Source organism: Peribacillus kribbensis DSM 17871, from assembly GCF_000430765.1.
GTDB classification, from domain to species: domain Bacteria; phylum Bacillota; class Bacilli; order Bacillales; family DSM-1321; genus Paraperibacillus; species Paraperibacillus kribbensis.
The window spans coordinates 25,535-42,896 of record NZ_AUMQ01000037.1 but is presented as its reverse complement, the minus strand read 5'-3'; the positions used below and the strand labels follow the sequence as shown (position 1 = coordinate 42,896).

Annotated in this window: 13 protein-coding genes and 1 pseudogene; 4 read left to right on the top strand and 10 right to left on the bottom strand. The window is 42.5% G+C overall.

Features of this window, described 5'->3' with window-relative positions; genetic code table 11:
- Positions 1–260: 260 nt before the first annotated feature.
- The 5 genes from H539_RS0108005 to H539_RS28090 all read right to left on the bottom strand — a co-directional run bounded on the left by H539_RS0108005 (position 261) and on the right by H539_RS28090 (position 4,231).
- Entirely contained in the window at positions 261–923 is a 663-nt protein-coding gene (locus H539_RS0108005; RefSeq protein ID WP_026693085.1) for an amino acid ABC transporter permease, read from the bottom strand.
- 12 nt (positions 924–935) lie between these two features.
- Positions 936–1,544: an amino acid ABC transporter permease gene (locus H539_RS0108000; RefSeq protein WP_035322158.1), complete on the bottom strand. Its 609-nt coding sequence runs from the start codon at positions 1,542–1,544 to the stop codon at positions 936–938.
- Positions 1,545–1,655: 111 nt separating this feature from the next.
- Positions 1,656–2,474 (bottom strand): transporter substrate-binding domain-containing protein, encoded by an 819-nt coding sequence (locus H539_RS0107995; protein ID WP_026693083.1) that lies wholly within the window; start codon positions 2,472–2,474, stop codon positions 1,656–1,658.
- 15 nt (positions 2,475–2,489) lie between these two features.
- Positions 2,490–3,218, bottom strand: coding sequence for an amino acid ABC transporter ATP-binding protein (locus H539_RS0107990; RefSeq protein WP_026693082.1), 729 nt, complete (start codon positions 3,216–3,218; stop codon positions 2,490–2,492).
- A 269-nt stretch (positions 3,219–3,487) separates the two neighbouring features.
- Entirely contained in the window at positions 3,488–4,231 is a 744-nt protein-coding gene (locus H539_RS28090; RefSeq protein WP_051348500.1) for a polysaccharide deacetylase family protein, read from the bottom strand.
- Between the two features lie 148 nt (positions 4,232–4,379).
- Between H539_RS28090 and H539_RS0107980 the strand changes: the two genes are divergently transcribed.
- Positions 4,380–5,399 (top strand): zinc-binding alcohol dehydrogenase family protein, encoded by a 1,020-nt coding sequence (locus tag H539_RS0107980; protein ID WP_026693081.1) that lies wholly within the window; start codon positions 4,380–4,382, stop codon positions 5,397–5,399.
- A 66-nt stretch (positions 5,400–5,465) separates the two neighbouring features.
- Here the strand turns inward: H539_RS0107980 and H539_RS0107975 are convergent, their stop codons facing one another.
- The 4 genes from H539_RS0107975 to H539_RS0107960 form a co-directional block, all read right to left on the bottom strand.
- Positions 5,466–5,993, bottom strand: a complete 528-nt coding sequence (locus H539_RS0107975) for a YceI family protein (protein ID WP_026693080.1) — start codon at positions 5,991–5,993, stop codon at positions 5,466–5,468.
- A gap of 216 nt (positions 5,994–6,209) precedes the next feature.
- A complete protein-coding gene (locus tag H539_RS0107970) occupies positions 6,210–7,457 on the bottom strand; it encodes an ATP-binding protein (protein ID WP_081415817.1) in 1,248 nt (415 codons plus the stop codon).
- A gap of 168 nt (positions 7,458–7,625) precedes the next feature.
- The gene (gene fdhA, locus H539_RS0107965; RefSeq protein ID WP_026693078.1) at positions 7,626–8,846 is read right to left on the bottom strand and encodes a formaldehyde dehydrogenase, glutathione-independent; all 1,221 of its coding nucleotides are present in this window, start codon (positions 8,844–8,846) and stop codon (positions 7,626–7,628) included.
- A gap of 275 nt (positions 8,847–9,121) precedes the next feature.
- Positions 9,122–12,154 (bottom strand): efflux RND transporter permease subunit, encoded by a 3,033-nt coding sequence (locus tag H539_RS0107960; RefSeq protein WP_026693077.1) that lies wholly within the window; start codon positions 12,152–12,154, stop codon positions 9,122–9,124.
- A 134-nt stretch (positions 12,155–12,288) separates the two neighbouring features.
- Here H539_RS0107960 and H539_RS33415 point away from each other — a divergent pair.
- The 3 genes and pseudogenes from H539_RS33415 to ilvD all read left to right on the top strand — a co-directional run.
- Positions 12,289–12,393 (top strand): annotated as a pseudogene (locus H539_RS33415) (SDR family oxidoreductase); the annotation flags it as partial.
- Between the two features lie 145 nt (positions 12,394–12,538).
- Positions 12,539–13,213, top strand: coding sequence for a FadR/GntR family transcriptional regulator (locus tag H539_RS0107955; protein WP_026693076.1), 675 nt, complete (start codon positions 12,539–12,541; stop codon positions 13,211–13,213).
- A gap of 128 nt (positions 13,214–13,341) precedes the next feature.
- A complete protein-coding gene (ilvD, locus tag H539_RS0107950) occupies positions 13,342–15,012 on the top strand; it encodes a dihydroxy-acid dehydratase (RefSeq protein WP_026693075.1) in 1,671 nt (556 codons plus the stop codon).
- Positions 15,013–15,181: 169 nt separating this feature from the next.
- Here the strand turns inward: ilvD and H539_RS0107945 are convergent, their stop codons facing one another.
- Entirely contained in the window at positions 15,182–17,110 is a 1,929-nt protein-coding gene (locus H539_RS0107945) for a fructose-1,6-bisphosphatase (RefSeq protein WP_026693074.1), read from the bottom strand.
- Between the last annotated feature and the right edge of the window lie 252 nt (positions 17,111–17,362).

The following is a 17,362-nucleotide window of genomic DNA, read 5'->3' as shown; positions in this document are numbered from 1 at the left end:
CGATTGCGTCCTTATCGCTTAAAAGGACTTTTTTCTTTGCTTTGGGAGATTTCGTAGTCCCAACCCTAGTGAGTAAAATTAGGATATAACTCTACCATAATCCAATCTTAATATGACCACGTAAAAAGCGAATCCCTATTATTGGCACCCTCATTTTCCATACCTTCTTTCAAAGGCACAGCAAAAAAGCCAACATTGCTGTTGACTTCCCTTCTTTGCTGTAAGTTATTTGTGGGACCGAAGCCAAATGCTCCTCATCTTTAGCTTTGCTTCAATTCCAGCCTTCTGGCTGCCAGCGACAACGCATAATTCACGATAAAATACATCAAAGCAACGATTATAAAGACCGGTGCTACATAGGATTCTTTTTGAGCATAAATAATCTGCCCGTTATGCAATAAATCCGGCAGTGCAATCACGACAGCAAGGGAGGTATCCTTCAGCAGGGAAATGAATTGGCTCACAATCGGCGGAACCATTCTCCTTAATGCCTGCGGCAGAACGATATAGCGCAGGGTCTGGACGTAGCTCAGTCCCGACGAGCGGCCTGCTTCGGTCTGTCCCTTTTCAATGGAATTCAGGCCGCTTCGAATGATTTCCGATAGCATGGCTGACTCAAAAACCGTCAGGGCTGCGATTGCTGCTGTAGTGATTTCCATTTCAATCCCAAGCTCAGGCAGAGCAAAATAGGTGAAGAAGATGATCAGGAGCAGCGGCAGATTCCGGAGGATCTCCACCAGGACGGCCAGTATTTGAGATAGGACGGGAATTTTTGCATATCTTAGCGTACCGACAATAGCACCAATGATAAAACTGAGAACAATCGAGATGGCTGCAACCTTCAGCGTGACCAGAAAACCCTGCAATAAAAATTTCAAATGATCAGGCGTATATACTTCAATGAACGGTTTTAAAAAATCCATATCTGCACCTCCCTAATTGCTTCTGGCCAGACGTTTTTCTAAATACCCTACGCCAAAGCTCAAAGGAATCGTTAAAACCAAATAAAATAAAGCGACAAACACATATGTATCCACGTATGCAAATGTTTTTGCATTCACCAGATCTCCTTGATACATCAAATCCCCGCCTGCCACTATGCCTAACAGAGAAGAGTTTTTGACCAAGTTGATAAATTGGTTGCCCAAAGGCGGAATGACGATTTTAATGGCCTGTGGAAGAATCACAAACCTCATCGCCTGTCCATAGCTCAGGCCTGATGATCGGGCTGCCTCCATCTGTCCTTTTGGAACCGACATGATACCGGCTCGGATCGCTTCGGCAATGAAGGAAGCCGTATAGACTGTCAAGCCTATGGTACCCGCCGTCATTCCGCTGAAAGTGAAGGCAAGGTACGTAAAGAATACAATCACCAGCACAGGGATATTCCGGATAAATTCCACATAAACTGTGCCAATCCAATTCAGTGCCTTTAGAGGTGCTATACGCATGACAGCGATAAGGGTCCCCAGGATGAAACTGCAGACTAAAGCTATTAAACTGGCAATGATGGTAGTCTTAAACCCTTCTAAAAATGCATCCATATTATTGGTTAGTACAGAGAAATCCACAAATGATCTCCTCCTAATCAATCAGGATGAGCTGGTCCCAAAGCCTTGGACCGCTGCCCATCCTGACAAGAGTGCTAATAGTTTTTATTGATTTTCTTTGATCCACTTGCTCTTGATTTGATCATATTCCCCTGAATCCTTCAGGCTCTTCAAAGCTTTGTTCAGTGCATCTACAAGCTTTTTATTTCCTTTTTTAACCGCTATGCCGTATGGCTCTTCTGTGAATGTTCCGCCGACCAGATGATAAGATGGATCTTCTTCGGCCATTCCATAAAGGATGGCATCATCAGTGGTCAAAGCATCCCCTTTACCGGATTTTAAAGCAGTGAAGGCTTCCGCATAGTTCTCGAATTCCAGAACCTGGGTATCCGGCGCTTTTTCACGGATATTGACAGCGGATGTAGACCCTTTAACCGCAAGGACCTTCGTGCCTTTTTTCAGGTCTTTCAGTCCTGTGATTTTGCTGCCTTTTTTGACCAGCAAAGATTGGCCGGCATCAAAGTATACGTCTGTAAAATCGACTTCTTTCTTACGTTCTTCATTAATGGTCATTGTTGCGACCACCGCATCGACCTTTCCATTGTTCAAAAGGCCAACCCGAGTTTTGGAGGTCACCTCTTTATATTCAGGCTTTACATCGGATCCAAACATCTCTTTAGCAAGAGCCTTGGACAAGTCGATATCAAATCCTTCCACTTCCCCTGATGACGGATTTTTTAATCCAAATAAGCGGGTATCGTACTTTACACCAAAGACAATTTTCTTATCGTCCTTGATCTTAGCAAGAACATCCTTGCTGGAGCCTTCTGAACCATTGCTTTTGCTGCTTCCGCATCCTGCCAGCATAAGTGCAGCCATAGATGTAACGATGGCCATAGTGAATAGCTTCTTCTTTTTAAACATGTTTCTACCCCCTGATTAATGATTTAGTATACGGCTGAGAAATAAACGAGCCCGTTCTTCACGGGGATTCTCGTAAAAATCAGCCGGAACTGCTTCTTCCAGGACACGCCCTTCATCCATAAACACAATTCGATCCGCAACCTCACGGGCAAAGCCCATTTCGTGGGTCACGACGACCATAGTCATGCCTTCTCTTGCCAGTGCTTTCATAACATCCAGCACCTCACCGATCATCTCAGGATCCAGCGCAGACGTTGGTTCATCAAAAAGCATGACTTCCGGTTTCATTGCCAGTCCCCGGGCAATGGCCACACGCTGCTGCTGGCCTCCGGAAAGCTGTGAAGGATAGGAGCCAGCCTTTTCCAGAATCCCTACCTTGTCAAGATAATGCCTTGCGGTTTCTTCCGCTTCTTTCTGGGATTGTCCCAGTACCTTCATAGGCGCCAGCGTAATATTCTGGAGTACTGTTTTATGGGGATATAAATGAAAATGCTGGAAAACCATTCCGATATTCCGTCTTAGAGTATTAATATTGGTTTTTTTGTCTCCTACGGATACTCCGTTTACCGTAAGTCCCCCATCGGATATGGTTTCAAGCCGATTGATGCAGCGAAGCAAAGTACTCTTCCCTGATCCTGATGGTCCTATCACAACCACAACCTCACCTTTATTAATGGTGAGATTAATATCTTTTAAGACATGAAAGTCCCCATAGAACTTATTCACCTTGCTAAATTCAATCATCCTTGACCTCCTGATCAAAACCTATGTATATAGCAAACTTCCTTTATCTAAAATTTCAGAATTAAATAAATTATACGCTGGATTTCCCATCTTGTCAAATTATGACAAAATAACCCTCTTTTCTGATACTTTCGGCCCTGTATAACCTCATACTAATTATATGTATTAATATTCTTAAGCCTTATTACAAAAGACTGCTTGAAAGGATGGAATAAGCCTCATGAATTAAAAAGAAAAAGGCTTTCCAAATTGGAAAACCTCCATTCCATTCATTGTCCAAATTGCACCTTTTTCGCAGTATAATCATTTAAAACATCGAATTCATATCCCTGTTCCTTCAGGCCGGTAATGATTTCCGGCAGTGCCCGGACTGTATTATCCATACTATTAATATCGTGAAGAAGGATGACAGACTGCTCCAGGTCCTTTGCACCTTTTAAAACGTTAGACACAATGGTGTACTTACTGATTGAAGGACTATAGCCATCCGTTGAATCGATATTCCAATCCACATAGGTGTATCCTTTTTTTGCAAGCTCCGTTTTTATGCCGTTCAATACTTCCTTCTTATGGCCATAAAGGACGGCCCTGTTTTTTGAACCGCCCGGGAAACGGACGAGGTTTGTCCGTACCCCGTATTTTTGCAAGAGGCTCTCCAGCCGCTCCATATCAGAAAAATAACTCTGTACGGATCCATACGCTACATCATAGTCATGTGAGTAAGTATGGAGAGCAATAGCATGTCCCCTGGACACCATTTCTCTATAGGCTCTTGCAGCATAGCCTTCTTCATTGCCTATCACAAAGAATGTGGCTTTTACACCATAGTGATCCAGCACATCCAAAATTGGCATTGTGTTTAGAGAAGGTCCATCATCAAAAGTTAAATAAGCTGTTTTCTGTACAGGCTGGATTTCTTCAGGAGTCTGCCGTTCGCTCTGCTGTCCGGCAGCCAGGGCCTTGCCTTGGAGGCCCATTAAGACAAATAGAGTGACTATCAGCCATTTCTTCATTTCCTATACACCTCCGTTTAGGTATAAGATATACAGCCTGGCTTTTCTCATTCAAAAAAATAGATAATAGCCGATCTGAATATTTCAATTTACTTCCCGCAGAGGCTATACTGATAAAAAAGAAAGGATGTGGTTATACATGACGACCATGAAGGCAGTAGGACTGACCCATTACCTTCCTATCGAGGACCCTAAAAGCCTGGAAGATATAACGGTAGAAAAGCCGCAAGCTGCGGGGCGCGACCTGCTTGTGAAAATCAAGGCGATATCAGTCAACCCTGTCGACACGAAGGTTCGATCTCCTAAAGATGGAGCGGAGGATACCCCAAAAATCTTAGGCTGGGACGCAGCCGGGGTGGTGGAAGAGACAGGGCCGGACTGCACCCTGTTCCAGCCGGGAGATGAAGTCTTTTATGCCGGCAGCATTGCACGTCAGGGTACAAACAGTGAATACCATCTGGTCGATGAACGAATTGTTGGGCGTAAGCCGGCTTCGCTGAATTTTGCGGAAGCAGCAGCGCTCCCTTTGACCTCTATCACAGCCTGGGAGGCATTGTTCACTCGAATGCAGGTCTCCCAAAATCCCGATGATAATAAAGGAAAGGCTCTGCTGATCATTGGGGCAGCCGGCGGAGTGGGATCCATTGCGGTCCAGCTTGCAAAAGAAGCTGGGCTCACGGTCATCGGGACTGCATCCCGTAAGGAAACTGTTGACTGGGTCACATCCTTGGGGGCAGACTATACCATTAATCATCATGAATCGCTTCTTCCACAGCTGGAAGAACTCGGGATTCATTCGGTTCCATATATCTTCTGCCTGAATGCTTTGGAGAAGCACTGGACAGGAATCAGCGAAGTGATTTCTCCCCAGGGAGCGGTGTGTGCCATTGATGATCCTTCCACTCCGCTCGACCTTACACTGCTTAAGCGAAAGAGCGTCACCTTTGTATGGGAATTCATGTTTACGCGTTCCCTTTTTGAAACAGAAGATATAATCGAGCAGCATCTTCTCCTTAATAGAATTGCCGAGGCTGTCGATAACCAAAAATTAAGAACCACGCTTACCAACGTGCTCGGTCCCGTCTCGGCAGAAAATCTTCGGGAAGCACACAAGCTATTGGAGAGTAATAAAACGATAGGCAAGATTGTTTTAGAAGGGTTTATGTAAAATCACAGCAAAAAGCCACTCCTTATCGTATAGGAGTGGCCATTTTTATGGATGTTCAAACCTGCATTATGCTGCAGGATTCACTTCTAAATCAAGCTCGATCTTGATGTCTTTGCCTACTAGCACGCCGCCCGTTTCCAGTGCTGCATTCCATGTGAGGCCGAAATCTTCACGATTGATTTTTCCTTTCACTTCAAAACCGTACACTTCTACACCCCAAGGGTTGGTTCCTTTTCCTCCAAATTCAACATCAAATGCAGCTGGCTTTGTGACACCCTTGATGGTTAAGTCACCCGTTACTTTGTAATCATCGCCATCTTTTGTGATGCTTGTAGAAGTAAAATCGATTGTCGGGTTATTCTCTGCATCAAAGAAATCTGCTGATTTCAGATGGTTGTCCCGGTCTTCACTGCGGGTATCAATGCTTGCCACATCAATTTTGAATGAGATGGCAGCTGTAGTCAGATCGGTTAGATCTGCTGCTTCAACTTCTGCCGTATAAGAACCAAATGTACCTTTAACTTTTGATACCATCATGTGTTTCACTTCGAATCCTACTGATGAATGTGATGAATCTACATTCCACTTTGCCATTTAAAATTCCTCCCATTTTGCTCGTAATTTCAATGAATTAAATCAACGACCCCTATTAACCTTGAAATAATTTATCTCTATTTCGAGATAAATTTACCATATATTTTCTCTCATTGTCAACCTTTTCTTTTTTAATAGCTAACGTCAAGTAACCTCTTATACTAAAATCTATGAAAATAAAAAAAGACTGCCAAAGCAGCCCAAACTCTCTAAGAATTATAAAATTCGCGGCAAAAGAATAATAAATTCTGTCCCAATCCCTTTTTCACTGTTCACTTTCATTTCTCCTTTGAAGGAATGGATGATTTGATAGCTCACCATCATCCCTAATCCTGTTCCCTTTTCCTTTAAGGAATAAAACGGAGAACCCAGCCGGTCCAACTGTTTTTTTGTCATGCCGATTCCCTGGTCCTTAATGGTAATCTTTATATTCTCTTCAGTGAACGAACAGCCGACCCAGACCAAGCCGCCATTCGGCATAGATTCAATCGCATTTTTTAAAATATTGATGAAGCTCTGATTCAATTTTTGCGGATTCGCATAAGTCCAGCAGTTCTCAAGTATATCAGATTTAATGTGAACATTATGGGTCAGGCCAAAACTTCTGATGATATTGACAACACGTTCCAGCTGATATCCGACGTCGACTCTTTCGTTATGTGCATGGGTTGGTTTTCCAAGAGATAAAAAGTCATTGATAATTTCATTTGCACGATCCAATTCCTCAATCGATATCTTAATATATTCTTTTTTATCATCAGGCAGCTCGTGAGTGTCCAGAAGCTGAAGAAAACCTCGGGTAACCTGCATCGGGTTTCTAATTTCGTGGGCAAAGACACTTGTCAGCTCGCTGATGACACGTAATTTCTCCGCATTCTGCACCTCTGAACGGAGCTGGTGAATTTCTCTGATCGTTTCATAAAGCAGGATAAATAACCAGGTACCTGCCACAGCATAGAGAAGATGGATGGACTGTACTCTTAGATTTTCTAAGGAAAATCCTCTTAGTACTATAAATATCGCAATACCGAGCACACAGTAGTAAAAGGATAGACCTGCAGCAAGCTTTACTCTTTTATCTTTTTTTGCACTGGTAAACGACTTTTGATACAGCAATAGAACGGGCAGTGAAAACAGTAAGACAAGGGCCGTATTATAAAATCCAATACCGATTCCAAAATACAGGCGGTAAAGCAGTACAAGGCCAGCGAGAAAGACGCCGGGCCAAAATCCGCCGTATAAGGTTCCAAATAATAAAGGAATAATCCTTAAATCTAAACGGGCGTTTTGCCCAAAGTTAATTGGAAAAGACATGCATAATAAGATGGATAAACCCCAGAAAACGGACATGATCATCGTTCTGTTTCTATGACTCTTTATCCTCTCTGTAATAAATATAAAGTAAACAAATATGGGTATCGCCATAAGTGTCAGCTGCAGTAAAAAATCTTTTATTATACTCATCTTCTGTACCTTTCACATTCTTTCATTCACCTTTAATTTATCATACTTTTCCTATAAATATGATCAAGTACAGAAATTCTTTTTCCATCTTATTTACTTCATCCATCGCCTGAATGTGAAAAGAAGCTGCCCGTTAGGACAGCTTCTTTCCTCTACTATAGGATTCTATTAACTTCTCACCAGACCATGAGGGTCAATCACGAACTTTTTGGAAGCCCCGTTATCAAATTCCGCATAGCCGCTTGGTGCTTCATCCAATGAGATTAAAGTCGCGTTAACCGCTTTGGCGATCTGCGCCCTGCCGCTCAAAATGGAATTCATCAGCTCCCTGTGATACCTCATGACGGGTGTCTGCCCCGTAACAAATGTATGAGCCTTCGCCCAGCCTAATCCCAAACGGATCTTTAAGGTTCCGTGTTTTGCATCATCGTCCGCCGCTCCCGGGTCTCCTGTTACATACAGGCCGGGAATCCCAAGTCTTCCGCCTGCTCTAGTGACATCCATAATGGAATTCAATACGGCTGCTGGAGCTTCCTCACCAGATCCTGCACCATGGCCATGCGCTTCGAAACCGACACAGTCTACCGCACAATCCACTTCCGGTGCTCCAAGCAGCTGATCGATCTGCTCACCAAGATTCGCATGTTCCCGTAAATTCACTGTTTCACAGCCAAAGCTGCGAGCCTGGGCCAAGCGCTCTTCTATCAGATCCCCTACTATTACTCTAGACGCCCCTAAAAGCTGGGCTGAATGAGCTGCTGCTAGTCCAACGGGTCCGGCACCTGCTATGTAAACCGTGGATCCTGTCGTCACCCCCGCGGAAACAGCGCCATGATAGCCTGTCGGAAATATATCAGAAAGCATAGTCAAATCCAGGATCTTTTCCATAGCCCGATCTTTGTCCGGGAACTTCAACAGCTGGAAATCAGCATATGGAACCATTACATATTCGGACTGTCCGCCAACCCAGCCTCCCATATCTACATACCCATAAGCCGAACCTGCCCGATCCGGATTCACATTTTCACAGACATGTGTATTCCTTTCTTTACAGCTTCTGCAGCGTCCGCAGGCAATATTAAAAGGAACAGAAACCAAGTCCCCCTTCTTAATGAATTCGACATCGCTTCCTACCTCAATGACTTCTCCTGTGATTTCATGGCCTAGTACCAAGCCGCTTGGCGCTGTAGTCCTTCCCCTTACCATGTGCTGGTCGCTTCCACAGATGTTCGTTGTAACGACCTTTAAAATAACACCATGATTACACTTCCTGCCCACGTTCAACGGGTTCACTCCAGGGCCGTCGCGCAGAACCAAATCCGGATAACTTATATCGCTTACTTCCACCTCTCCTGGTTTCACATAGACTACCGCACGATTTCCAGCCATACAAAAATCACACTCCCATAATGTAATGGTAAAGCCACATTTGTAAGCGTTATCAATGTAGTTTATATTATACTATTTATTTAGATTTTATCAAATTTAGAAGTTTTGGGTATGAATTTGGCTTATTAAGTCATTGTTCTATCTTTTTTAAGGAGAAAAGGAGACTAAGCACTTTAAAGCAAGCAATATAAAAAAATCGCACATACCAGAGATTTCAGATATGTACGATCTTTTAAGAAGTAAGGAGTCCAGAATTCATCTAATCCGATAGGCAGTTATTGATCTAACGCACCTGCTATGCGACTGTCTTGCAGCCTTTGTTTTTTAGCTTTCCGGAAGTGGAACAATTCATAAAATGTTGGAATAACAATCAGTGTCAAAAGTGTGGAAATAATGAGTCCAAATATCACGACTACGGCAAGCCCTTTTGAAACGAGATTTAAACTCATCGCTGATTCATGTGTAACCAAAAGCGGCAGCATGGCAAATACCGTGGCAAGGGCTGTCATCAGAATGGGACGGAGACGAACGGTTCCTGCTTCCATAATCGCTTCGCGAATCGTCATTCTTTCCTCATTATGGCGGATTCTGTCAACCAGCACGATTGCATTTGTTACAACAATACCAACGAGCATGAGCATTCCGATACCGGATGAAATATTAATGCTTGAGTGGGTAATGACCAGCCCCAACAGCGATCCGATAGCCGCAAGCGGAAGCGAAATCAAGATAGCAATGCTTGCCCGGAATGATTTTAAGGTAACAAGCAAAATCATAAATACGATACCAATGGAGAGCATGGACAATTTGGCAAGTTCCCCTAATTGATCTGATGACTGCATTGAAGAACCAGTGATTTCTGCGCTTGTTCCTTTGGCAAACGTGTTATTTTTGTCCCAAACCAGGAGTTGTTTCTTTATTTTTCCGGCAACGTCTACCATTTTATCTGGATCAACTTGAGCCGTCACTTGAAGATAATGATGTCCGTCTTTAGAGAAAATGGTACCTTGCTGCTTGTTCTCCTCCACCTTGGCCATGCTGGATAGTGCAGTCGGTCCATTCGGGGTTATAATCTGCAGATTTTTCAAGTCATCCGCAGTTTGGATTTCTTTTAATGCCCCTAATTTAACGGTGGTGATCCGCCCTTCAATCCTAAGGTTTCCAATGACAGCAGGCTGGATCATCGCGTTCACGGACTGGGCGATTGCCTGTGCATTTGATAATTTTGAATCCACCGTTATGGTAACAGTTGGTTTAGTGTTTTGATCGTTGCTTTCTGCTTTTTCAACTCCATCCATGCCGCTTATTTTTTTCTTTACAATATCAGATGCTTTTTTAACATCGGCATCATTTCTGCCAATTACATCAACGGATAAAGTTGTTTTATTCGGCCCCAGCAATCCAGCTGTATCAGCTGTTAGTTCCGCACCCGGAAATTGTTCTTTTGCTGTTCTGATGTCTTCAACAAACTTGGAGGAATCTGCTCCTTCTTTAAGAAAAACCATAAATTGGACTTGGTTTTCATCTTGCAGACTGCCGTATTGTGCAGCATCCTGGCTATTTCCTGCCAAAACAATATGGGCCTTTACCGCTTTTTTATCTGTGAGAATGGCTTCCATGTTCGAAACGCCGTCTTTTAATTCACTAAATGGAGTTCCATTATGAAATTGAAGAACAACCGAAACATAAGCTGAATCCTTCTGGTCGACAGAACCCTTCGGCATGCTGGCAAATAACCCGACAGATCCGATCACTACCAAAACAGCAACTAAGATCGGAAGCCATTTGTGATTAAGCGACCATTTCAAAACGGATGGATAGAACGAACTCGTCTTTTGTTCTTTGATCTTTACCTTTTTCATCATGCGGCCGCTGAGTGCTGGCACCACCGTCAGCGAAACAAGGAGAGAGGATAGCAATGAGCAAGTGATCGTAATCGCAAAAGGTGAAATAAGATCCCTTAAACCTCCCGAAACAATCATCATGGGAAGGAATACTGCCACCGTTGTAAGAGTTGAAGAGGTAATGGCTGAACCAACCTCTTTTACCGCTTCAATAAGAAAGGCAGGAGTTAATTCGTGATCATTTTTCCTGCGATAAATATTTTCCACTACCACGATACTGTCATCCACAAGCCGTCCAACTGATACTGCAATTCCTCCAAGCGTCAGGATATTTAAGGTAACGCCGAAGAATGAAAGTAAAATCATCGTAATACACAGGGACAGTGGGATGCTGATGATCGTTATCAAGGTCATTCGGAAGCTGCGGAGGAATAAGAAAATAATCAGCGTGGCAAATAAAGCCCCCATCAGCACTTCTCTTGTCATCGAATTAATGGAATCAAGCACTGTATCCGCTAAATTAAGAATGATGGTTCCATGTAATCTTCCTTTATAGTCCTGATTGATTTTCTTCATGGATTCTTCTACTTGTTTTCCAAGAGTTACTGCATTGGAGGTGGAATCTTTCTGTACAACTACTTCAATAAAATTTTTTCCGTTTAAATGAGTAATGCTTTTCGTATCGCTCTGCAGGCTGATATCGGCAACATCCTGCAACGTAGTGCTGCTGTTTAACTGGATGTTTTTTATTTCATCGATTGTTTCCAATTTCCCTGTTACGATAATGCTTGTTGCTTCATTGTTCAGCTTTTGTTCACCCACGGCAACGGACGCATTTTTCCCCTGGAGAAGGGTATATAGTTTCTCAAGTGGATATTTTGCTTTCGTTAATTTGGCAGTATCGACTTTAATCAACACCTGTTGATTCTCCCCGCCATATGTAATCACATTGCCGACACCTTTTATGTCTTTTATCATCGGCATAATCTCATTTTCGACAAGGTTCACTTCATTGTTTCCAATATCCTTATCAAAGGTAAGGCCTAATTGCACAATGGGGATTTCTGAAGTGTTGAGGTTGACTACATATGGCTTCATAACCCCATTTGGGAGAGTCACCATTGAAACCTTTTCCTGCACCTGCTGTTTTGCCTCTTTCACATTAATGTCAGAATCAAATGTGACTGAAAGCTGGGTAAAGTTATTTCCTGTTTGAGCTGTTACATTTTGTTTTCCTTTGACGCCATTCAAAGCTTTTTCAATTGGCTGTGCCACTTGTTCATCCATACTTACTGCATCCATGCCGTTACCAACCACTGAAATGGTGACATAGGGCTGATCGACAGAGGGCATCAGCTCCATTGGAATCGTAGTGTAGCTAAAAATCCCAAAAATCATCGAGGCAATTACAGCAAAGGTCAATGCCGCTTTATTCCGTAATGCCCATTTGGTAAACCAAATCATAAAGGACCTCCATAGTTCTAAAGTAGTATAATCAGGTAAATTATACCTTTTTAGACTATAAAGATAATAGTTAATTTATTCTTACTTTTTTAAATAAATACTAACATCAGAGAGTTCACCCAAGCTCTTTAAAACGATTTGTTGAATCATCTGATGTCCCCGCTGCGGCGATTTATCTGGCTTCTGATGCTGCAGGATCTGTTACCGGTGAAACATTAAGTGTATCCGGCGGCATCTAATGTTTCTTACAGTATTAATCTATAAGACCCTTACAAAGCGCTCTTTCAAGTGAGAGCTCTTTTATTATTTTAGTAAACAGACAACAAATTACGATTAGACAACCTGTATGCTATACTTAACAAAAAAACAGGGTGGACAGATTAGATGATTCAAAAAAGGCTATCTGATCGTGCAGCAGACGATATCATGTCGATGATTACCATAGAAAAACGATTCCTTCCAGGTGATAAGCTTCCCAATGAAAATGACTTATCAGAGGAACTGAATATAAGCAGAACTACACTTCGTGAAGCGATCCGGATATTGGTCACGAATGGCGTGCTGGAGATCAGGCGCGGAAAAGGTACGTTTATAAAAGAAGATATTGATTTAAGTATAATGGAATCGTTTGATTTCGCGGCGGATGCCAAGATCAATGCGAAGGATTTGTATGAAATGCGCTTAATTTTTGAACCGGAAGCAGCCTACTATGCGACCATCAGGGCAAGCAATGCTGAAATAAAGCGCATTGTAGAATATGGATGGCAAATCGAACAAAAAATTAACCGCAATGAGGATCGGACAGAAGTTGAACAAAAATTTCATCAATCCATCGTAAAGGGTGCCCATAATAAATTTATGGAGAAACTCATGCCAGTCATCTATCAAGCAATCAACAAGGGCGTGATCCTTTCAATGAAAAAGGAATTAGCCATCATCGATACGGTGAATGATCATAAGATGATCATGGAATTTATGGTAAACCGGAATCCTGAGGGCGCAAGAAGTGCCATGAAAATTCACATCTTGCATGCAATGAAGGAATTAGGAATTGAATAGTACCCAATCCAAACATCATTTTGGATCAGCCAGGATGTCGTTTTTGTCATACAACCCTATTGACGGCAGACAACACCCATTATAAAATACATAATATTCAGATAAAAAATACAAGGGTGTGAGTTTAGATGAGAAGCGACATGATAAAGATCGGGGTAGACCGTGCTCCTCACCGCAGTCTTTTATATGCGACAGGGAAAGTAAAAGCCAAAGACTTAGGAAAGCCGTTCATTGGGATATGCAACTCTTATATCGATATTATTCCTGGGCATGTACATTTGCGCGAATTTGCAGATGTCGTCAAAGAGGCCATCATCGAGGCCGGCGGCGTTCCGTTTGAATTCAATACAATCGGCGTGGATGACGGGATTGCCATGGGCCATATCGGGATGCGCTATTCCCTGCCAAGCCGTGAATTAATTGCTGACAGTGCCGAGACCGTTATTAATGCTCACTGGTTTGACGGAGTATTTTACATTCCAAACTGTGACAAAATCACACCTGGCATGTTAATGGCGGCTGTCCGTACAAACGTCCCTTCCGTCTTCGTGTCAGGCGGACCCATGGAGGCCGGTACAAGCTCCAGTGGAAAACAGCTGTCCCTATCCTCTGTTTTTGAAGGTGTTGGTGCCTATAAATCAGGTAAAATGACAGAGGAAGAATTTAAAGATATCGAACATAATGCCTGCCCAACCTGTGGCTCCTGTTCCGGTATGTTTACAGCAAACTCGATGAACTGCTTAATGGAGATGCTGGGTATAGCACTTCCGGGCAACGGATCCATTGTGGCAACCAGCGAAAAACGCAAAGAGTTGATTTATGAAGCAGCCAAACACTTGGTTCGTATGATCGAAGAAGATGTCAAGCCCCGTGATATTATCACAAAAGAAGCAATTGACGATGCCTTTGCATTGGATATGGCGATGGGCGGATCAACGAATACGGTCCTCCATACATTAGCGATTGCCAATGAAGCTGAAATCGAGTACAACTTAGAGGAAATCAATAAAGTAGCTGAACGCGTTCCTTATCTTGCCAAAATCATGCCTGCATCTGATTTTTCCATGGATGATATCAATAAAGCCGGCGGCGTCAGTGCAATTATAAATGAATTAACCAAAATTCCTAATGCCATTCACCCAGACCGCCTCACCATAACAGGCAAAACAATGGGCGAGCTGGTAAAAGGGCATGAAATCACGAACGAAAATGTGATTCGTACAAAAGATAACCCATACAGTCCTGTAGGCGGATTATCCATCTTATACGGAAATATCGCTCCTGAAGGGGCTGTGATTAAGGTGGGGGCTGTGGATCCTTCCATTAAAGAGTTTGAAGGGGAAGCAATTGTTTTTGAATCTCAAGAAGAAGCACAGGCAGCCATTGATAACGGAGCAGTTAGAGAAGGACATGTGGTGGTCATCCGCTATGAAGGCCCTAAAGGCGGACCCGGCATGCCGGAAATGCTCGGACCGACTTCTTCCATCGTGGGCAGAGGTTTAGGAAGTACGGTCGCTCTCTTAACTGACGGCCGTTTCTCGGGAGCTTCCCGCGGCATCTCAATCGGGCATATTTCTCCCGAAGCTGCAGAAGGCGGACCTATTGCCTTAATCGAAAATGGAGATATCATCGTAATTGACCTGCCAAACAGAACCATGAATGTAAAACTATCGGATGAAGTTTTAGAGGAGCGCCGAAAATCCCTAAAACCCTTCGAACCTAAGATCAAGCATGGCTGGTTAGGAAGATATTCAAAACTTGTGACAAACGCATCTAAGGGCGGTATTATGAGTATTTAAATTTCATATTTTCCTATTTAATACATGTACGTACGATCAAAAAAAGACTGCCCGGCGGCAGTCTTTTTTTTGAATTTCCGGGGCGGCTGGGCCGCGGCTAAACAAAACCGGAACAGTGTGGAAGACACTTTTTTCTCGTTCGGCGTATGATTTGGTCTTCATACGTATGTCAATTCATATAACGATATTCCCTCAGACTATTCAATATCGAGATCTCTTCTAATATTTCCTTGCCGACATTTGTTTCTCTAACCTTTTTTCTCTCTAATTCCTTATCAACTACCCTTTTTACCGACAGCTCATCTGTCCCGTTGCGCAGAACGTCTTCTTTTGATATAAAATGCTGATGGGCGACCAGCTGCATGCCGTAGGAATTATATAATAATGTATATCCAGCTATACCTGTTGTGGGCTGGTAGGCCTTTGAAAATCCTCCATCAATCACGATCATTTTGCTATTTGCTTTAATTGGATTTTCTCCCTCAATTTCTTTAACGGGTGTATGGCCATTTATAATATGTCCATGGTCGGGGTTAAGGCCGAAATCAGTTAAGATTCGGCGGCAGACCTCTTCGTCTTCACGTAAATGATAGTATGGATTTTTGTTCTCTTTATGGGTTTTCTTATCCTTTATAAAGTATCTCTCAAAGGTGGTCATCTCCCGTTTTCCAAAGAGGGATGAATACTCCCCTGTCCACAAGTACCAGACCATATCTGTCGCTAGATCATCCGTCGCTTCAGGATGTGCAAAGGCATAGCGTAAATAATATTCAAAAATATCTAGTAAGTCCCGGCCGGAATATGTTTTATCTTCAATCTCCATTTTCTCCATTTTTCCTTCATTATTTAAAGGAATACAGCCATGTATTAATAGATTTCCATTATATTTTAAATACAGACTCCCCTTCTTCATCAGGAATTCCATATGTCTGGCCAGCTTTTCTGAATGCTGGAATGAAAATAATAATCGTTCCATAACCTGTTGTTCTTCATCTGATAATAGATCGGGCTGTTCAGGATTAACCGTCGCAAAACAGCTGTTTTCCAGAGGGTAAGTCTCCCCATTAAGGGTGATTTCATTCTTGTCATAATCAATTTTTTCAAGCAGCAATCTCTCAGACATATTAAAATATGGGCGTCTTTTAATGATTGGACTCTCCAATTTGAATTGAATCATTGCAATGGCTTGGTGAATTTTTGTAATTTGTAATTGCTCAAGATTTGATAATTTTTTATCGGACTGCTTCTTTGGTCTAAAAGCAGGATTATCGCTATAATATTTATCCGCAAGATTCAGCAGGGGTCTAAGATTGATTCCATATACATCTTCAATAATATCCAGGTTGTTATACCGGGCAGAGATACGGATAATATTTGCCAGACAAACCATTGAACCAGCAAAGGCACCCAGCCAAAGAACATCATGATTTCCCCATTGAATATCAACGGAATGATAGTTGATCAGCGTGTCCATTATTTTATCAGGCTGAGGTCCGCGGTCATAAATATCCCCAACGACGTGGAGATGGTCCACAACCAATCTCTGAGTCGTATAAGCAAGCCCTGTTATGAGCTTATCCGCCTGGCCCAAGGAGATAACCTGCTGGACAATTTCTGTGTAATATTGTTCCTTATTCGAATCATCTGTCTTATATAGGAGCTCCTCTATGATATAAACAAATGGTTTCGGCAGTGCCTTACGCAGCTTTGATCTCGTATATTTTGAAGAGGAATAAGAAATGAGCCTGATCATCCGCTCGATGATGACTGCATACCATTGATTTAACTCTTGCTTATTACTAAAGTCATTTTTAATAAGCTGCAGCTTTTCCTCAGGATAGTAAACCAATGTTGCAAATTCATTGATTTCCTTTTCAAATAAAACACCTTGAAACAAATCCCGGATTTTCTCTTTGACCTTCCCGGAACCATTTCTCAGCACATGTTGAAAGGCTTGATACTCCCCATGCAGATCACTGACAAAGTGTTCTGTTCCTTTTGGTAAATTAAGTATGGCTTCAAGATTAATAATTTCTTTCACCACTTTATCTTCACTGTCATATCTTTTAGCTAATAAATCTAAATATTTCTCATCCAAGCTGTAGAATCCCCTTTCAACACTCATTTTACATTTTAGACAGATTACTGAGGCAAAATACCTTCGAATATAGGATTACTCCCATGCCCCCTATATTGAAGCAGGCCTTATATCTGTTTTATATTCCAGCACAAATAGTGCTCTATAAGAAATACACGATCTTCTTATTCTACGACATTATTTGGATTTTCACTATCTGGTATTTTTTAGCTTGTGCGGCAATACGCGGATGGTAGTTGAGGGTATAGTGAT

What these genes read in the sequence shown, in the direction of transcription:
- H539_RS0108005 (WP_026693085.1), bottom strand. Translation starts at nt 923, where the DNA reads ATGGATTTTTTAAAACCGTTCATTGAAGTATATACGCCTGATCATTTG.
- H539_RS0108000 (WP_035322158.1), bottom strand. Translation starts at nt 1,544, where the DNA reads ATGGATGCATTTTTAGAAGGGTTTAAGACTACCATCATTGCCAGTTTA.
- H539_RS0107980 (WP_026693081.1), top strand. Translation starts at nt 4,380, where the DNA reads ATGAAGGCAGTAGGACTGACCCATTACCTTCCTATCGAGGACCCTAAA.
- H539_RS28090 (WP_051348500.1), bottom strand. Translation starts at nt 4,231, where the DNA reads ATGAAGAAATGGCTGATAGTCACTCTATTTGTCTTAATGGGCCTCCAA.
- H539_RS0107995 (WP_026693083.1), bottom strand. Translation starts at nt 2,474, where the DNA reads ATGTTTAAAAAGAAGAAGCTATTCACTATGGCCATCGTTACATCTATG.
- H539_RS0107975 (WP_026693080.1), bottom strand. Translation starts at nt 5,993, where the DNA reads ATGGCAAAGTGGAATGTAGATTCATCACATTCATCAGTAGGATTCGAA.
- H539_RS0107970 (WP_081415817.1), bottom strand. Translation starts at nt 7,457, where the DNA reads ATGAGTATAATAAAAGATTTTTTACTGCAGCTGACACTTATGGCGATA.
- ilvD (WP_026693075.1), top strand. Translation starts at nt 13,342, where the DNA reads ATGAGAAGCGACATGATAAAGATCGGGGTAGACCGTGCTCCTCACCGC.
- H539_RS0107990 (WP_026693082.1), bottom strand. Translation starts at nt 3,218, where the DNA reads ATGATTGAATTTAGCAAGGTGAATAAGTTCTATGGGGACTTTCATGTC.
- fdhA (WP_026693078.1), bottom strand. Translation starts at nt 8,846, where the DNA reads ATGGCTGGAAATCGTGCGGTAGTCTATGTGAAACCAGGAGAGGTGGAA.
- H539_RS0107955 (WP_026693076.1), top strand. Translation starts at nt 12,539, where the DNA reads ATGATTCAAAAAAGGCTATCTGATCGTGCAGCAGACGATATCATGTCG.
- H539_RS0107960 (WP_026693077.1), bottom strand. Translation starts at nt 12,154, where the DNA reads ATGATTTGGTTTACCAAATGGGCATTACGGAATAAAGCGGCATTGACC.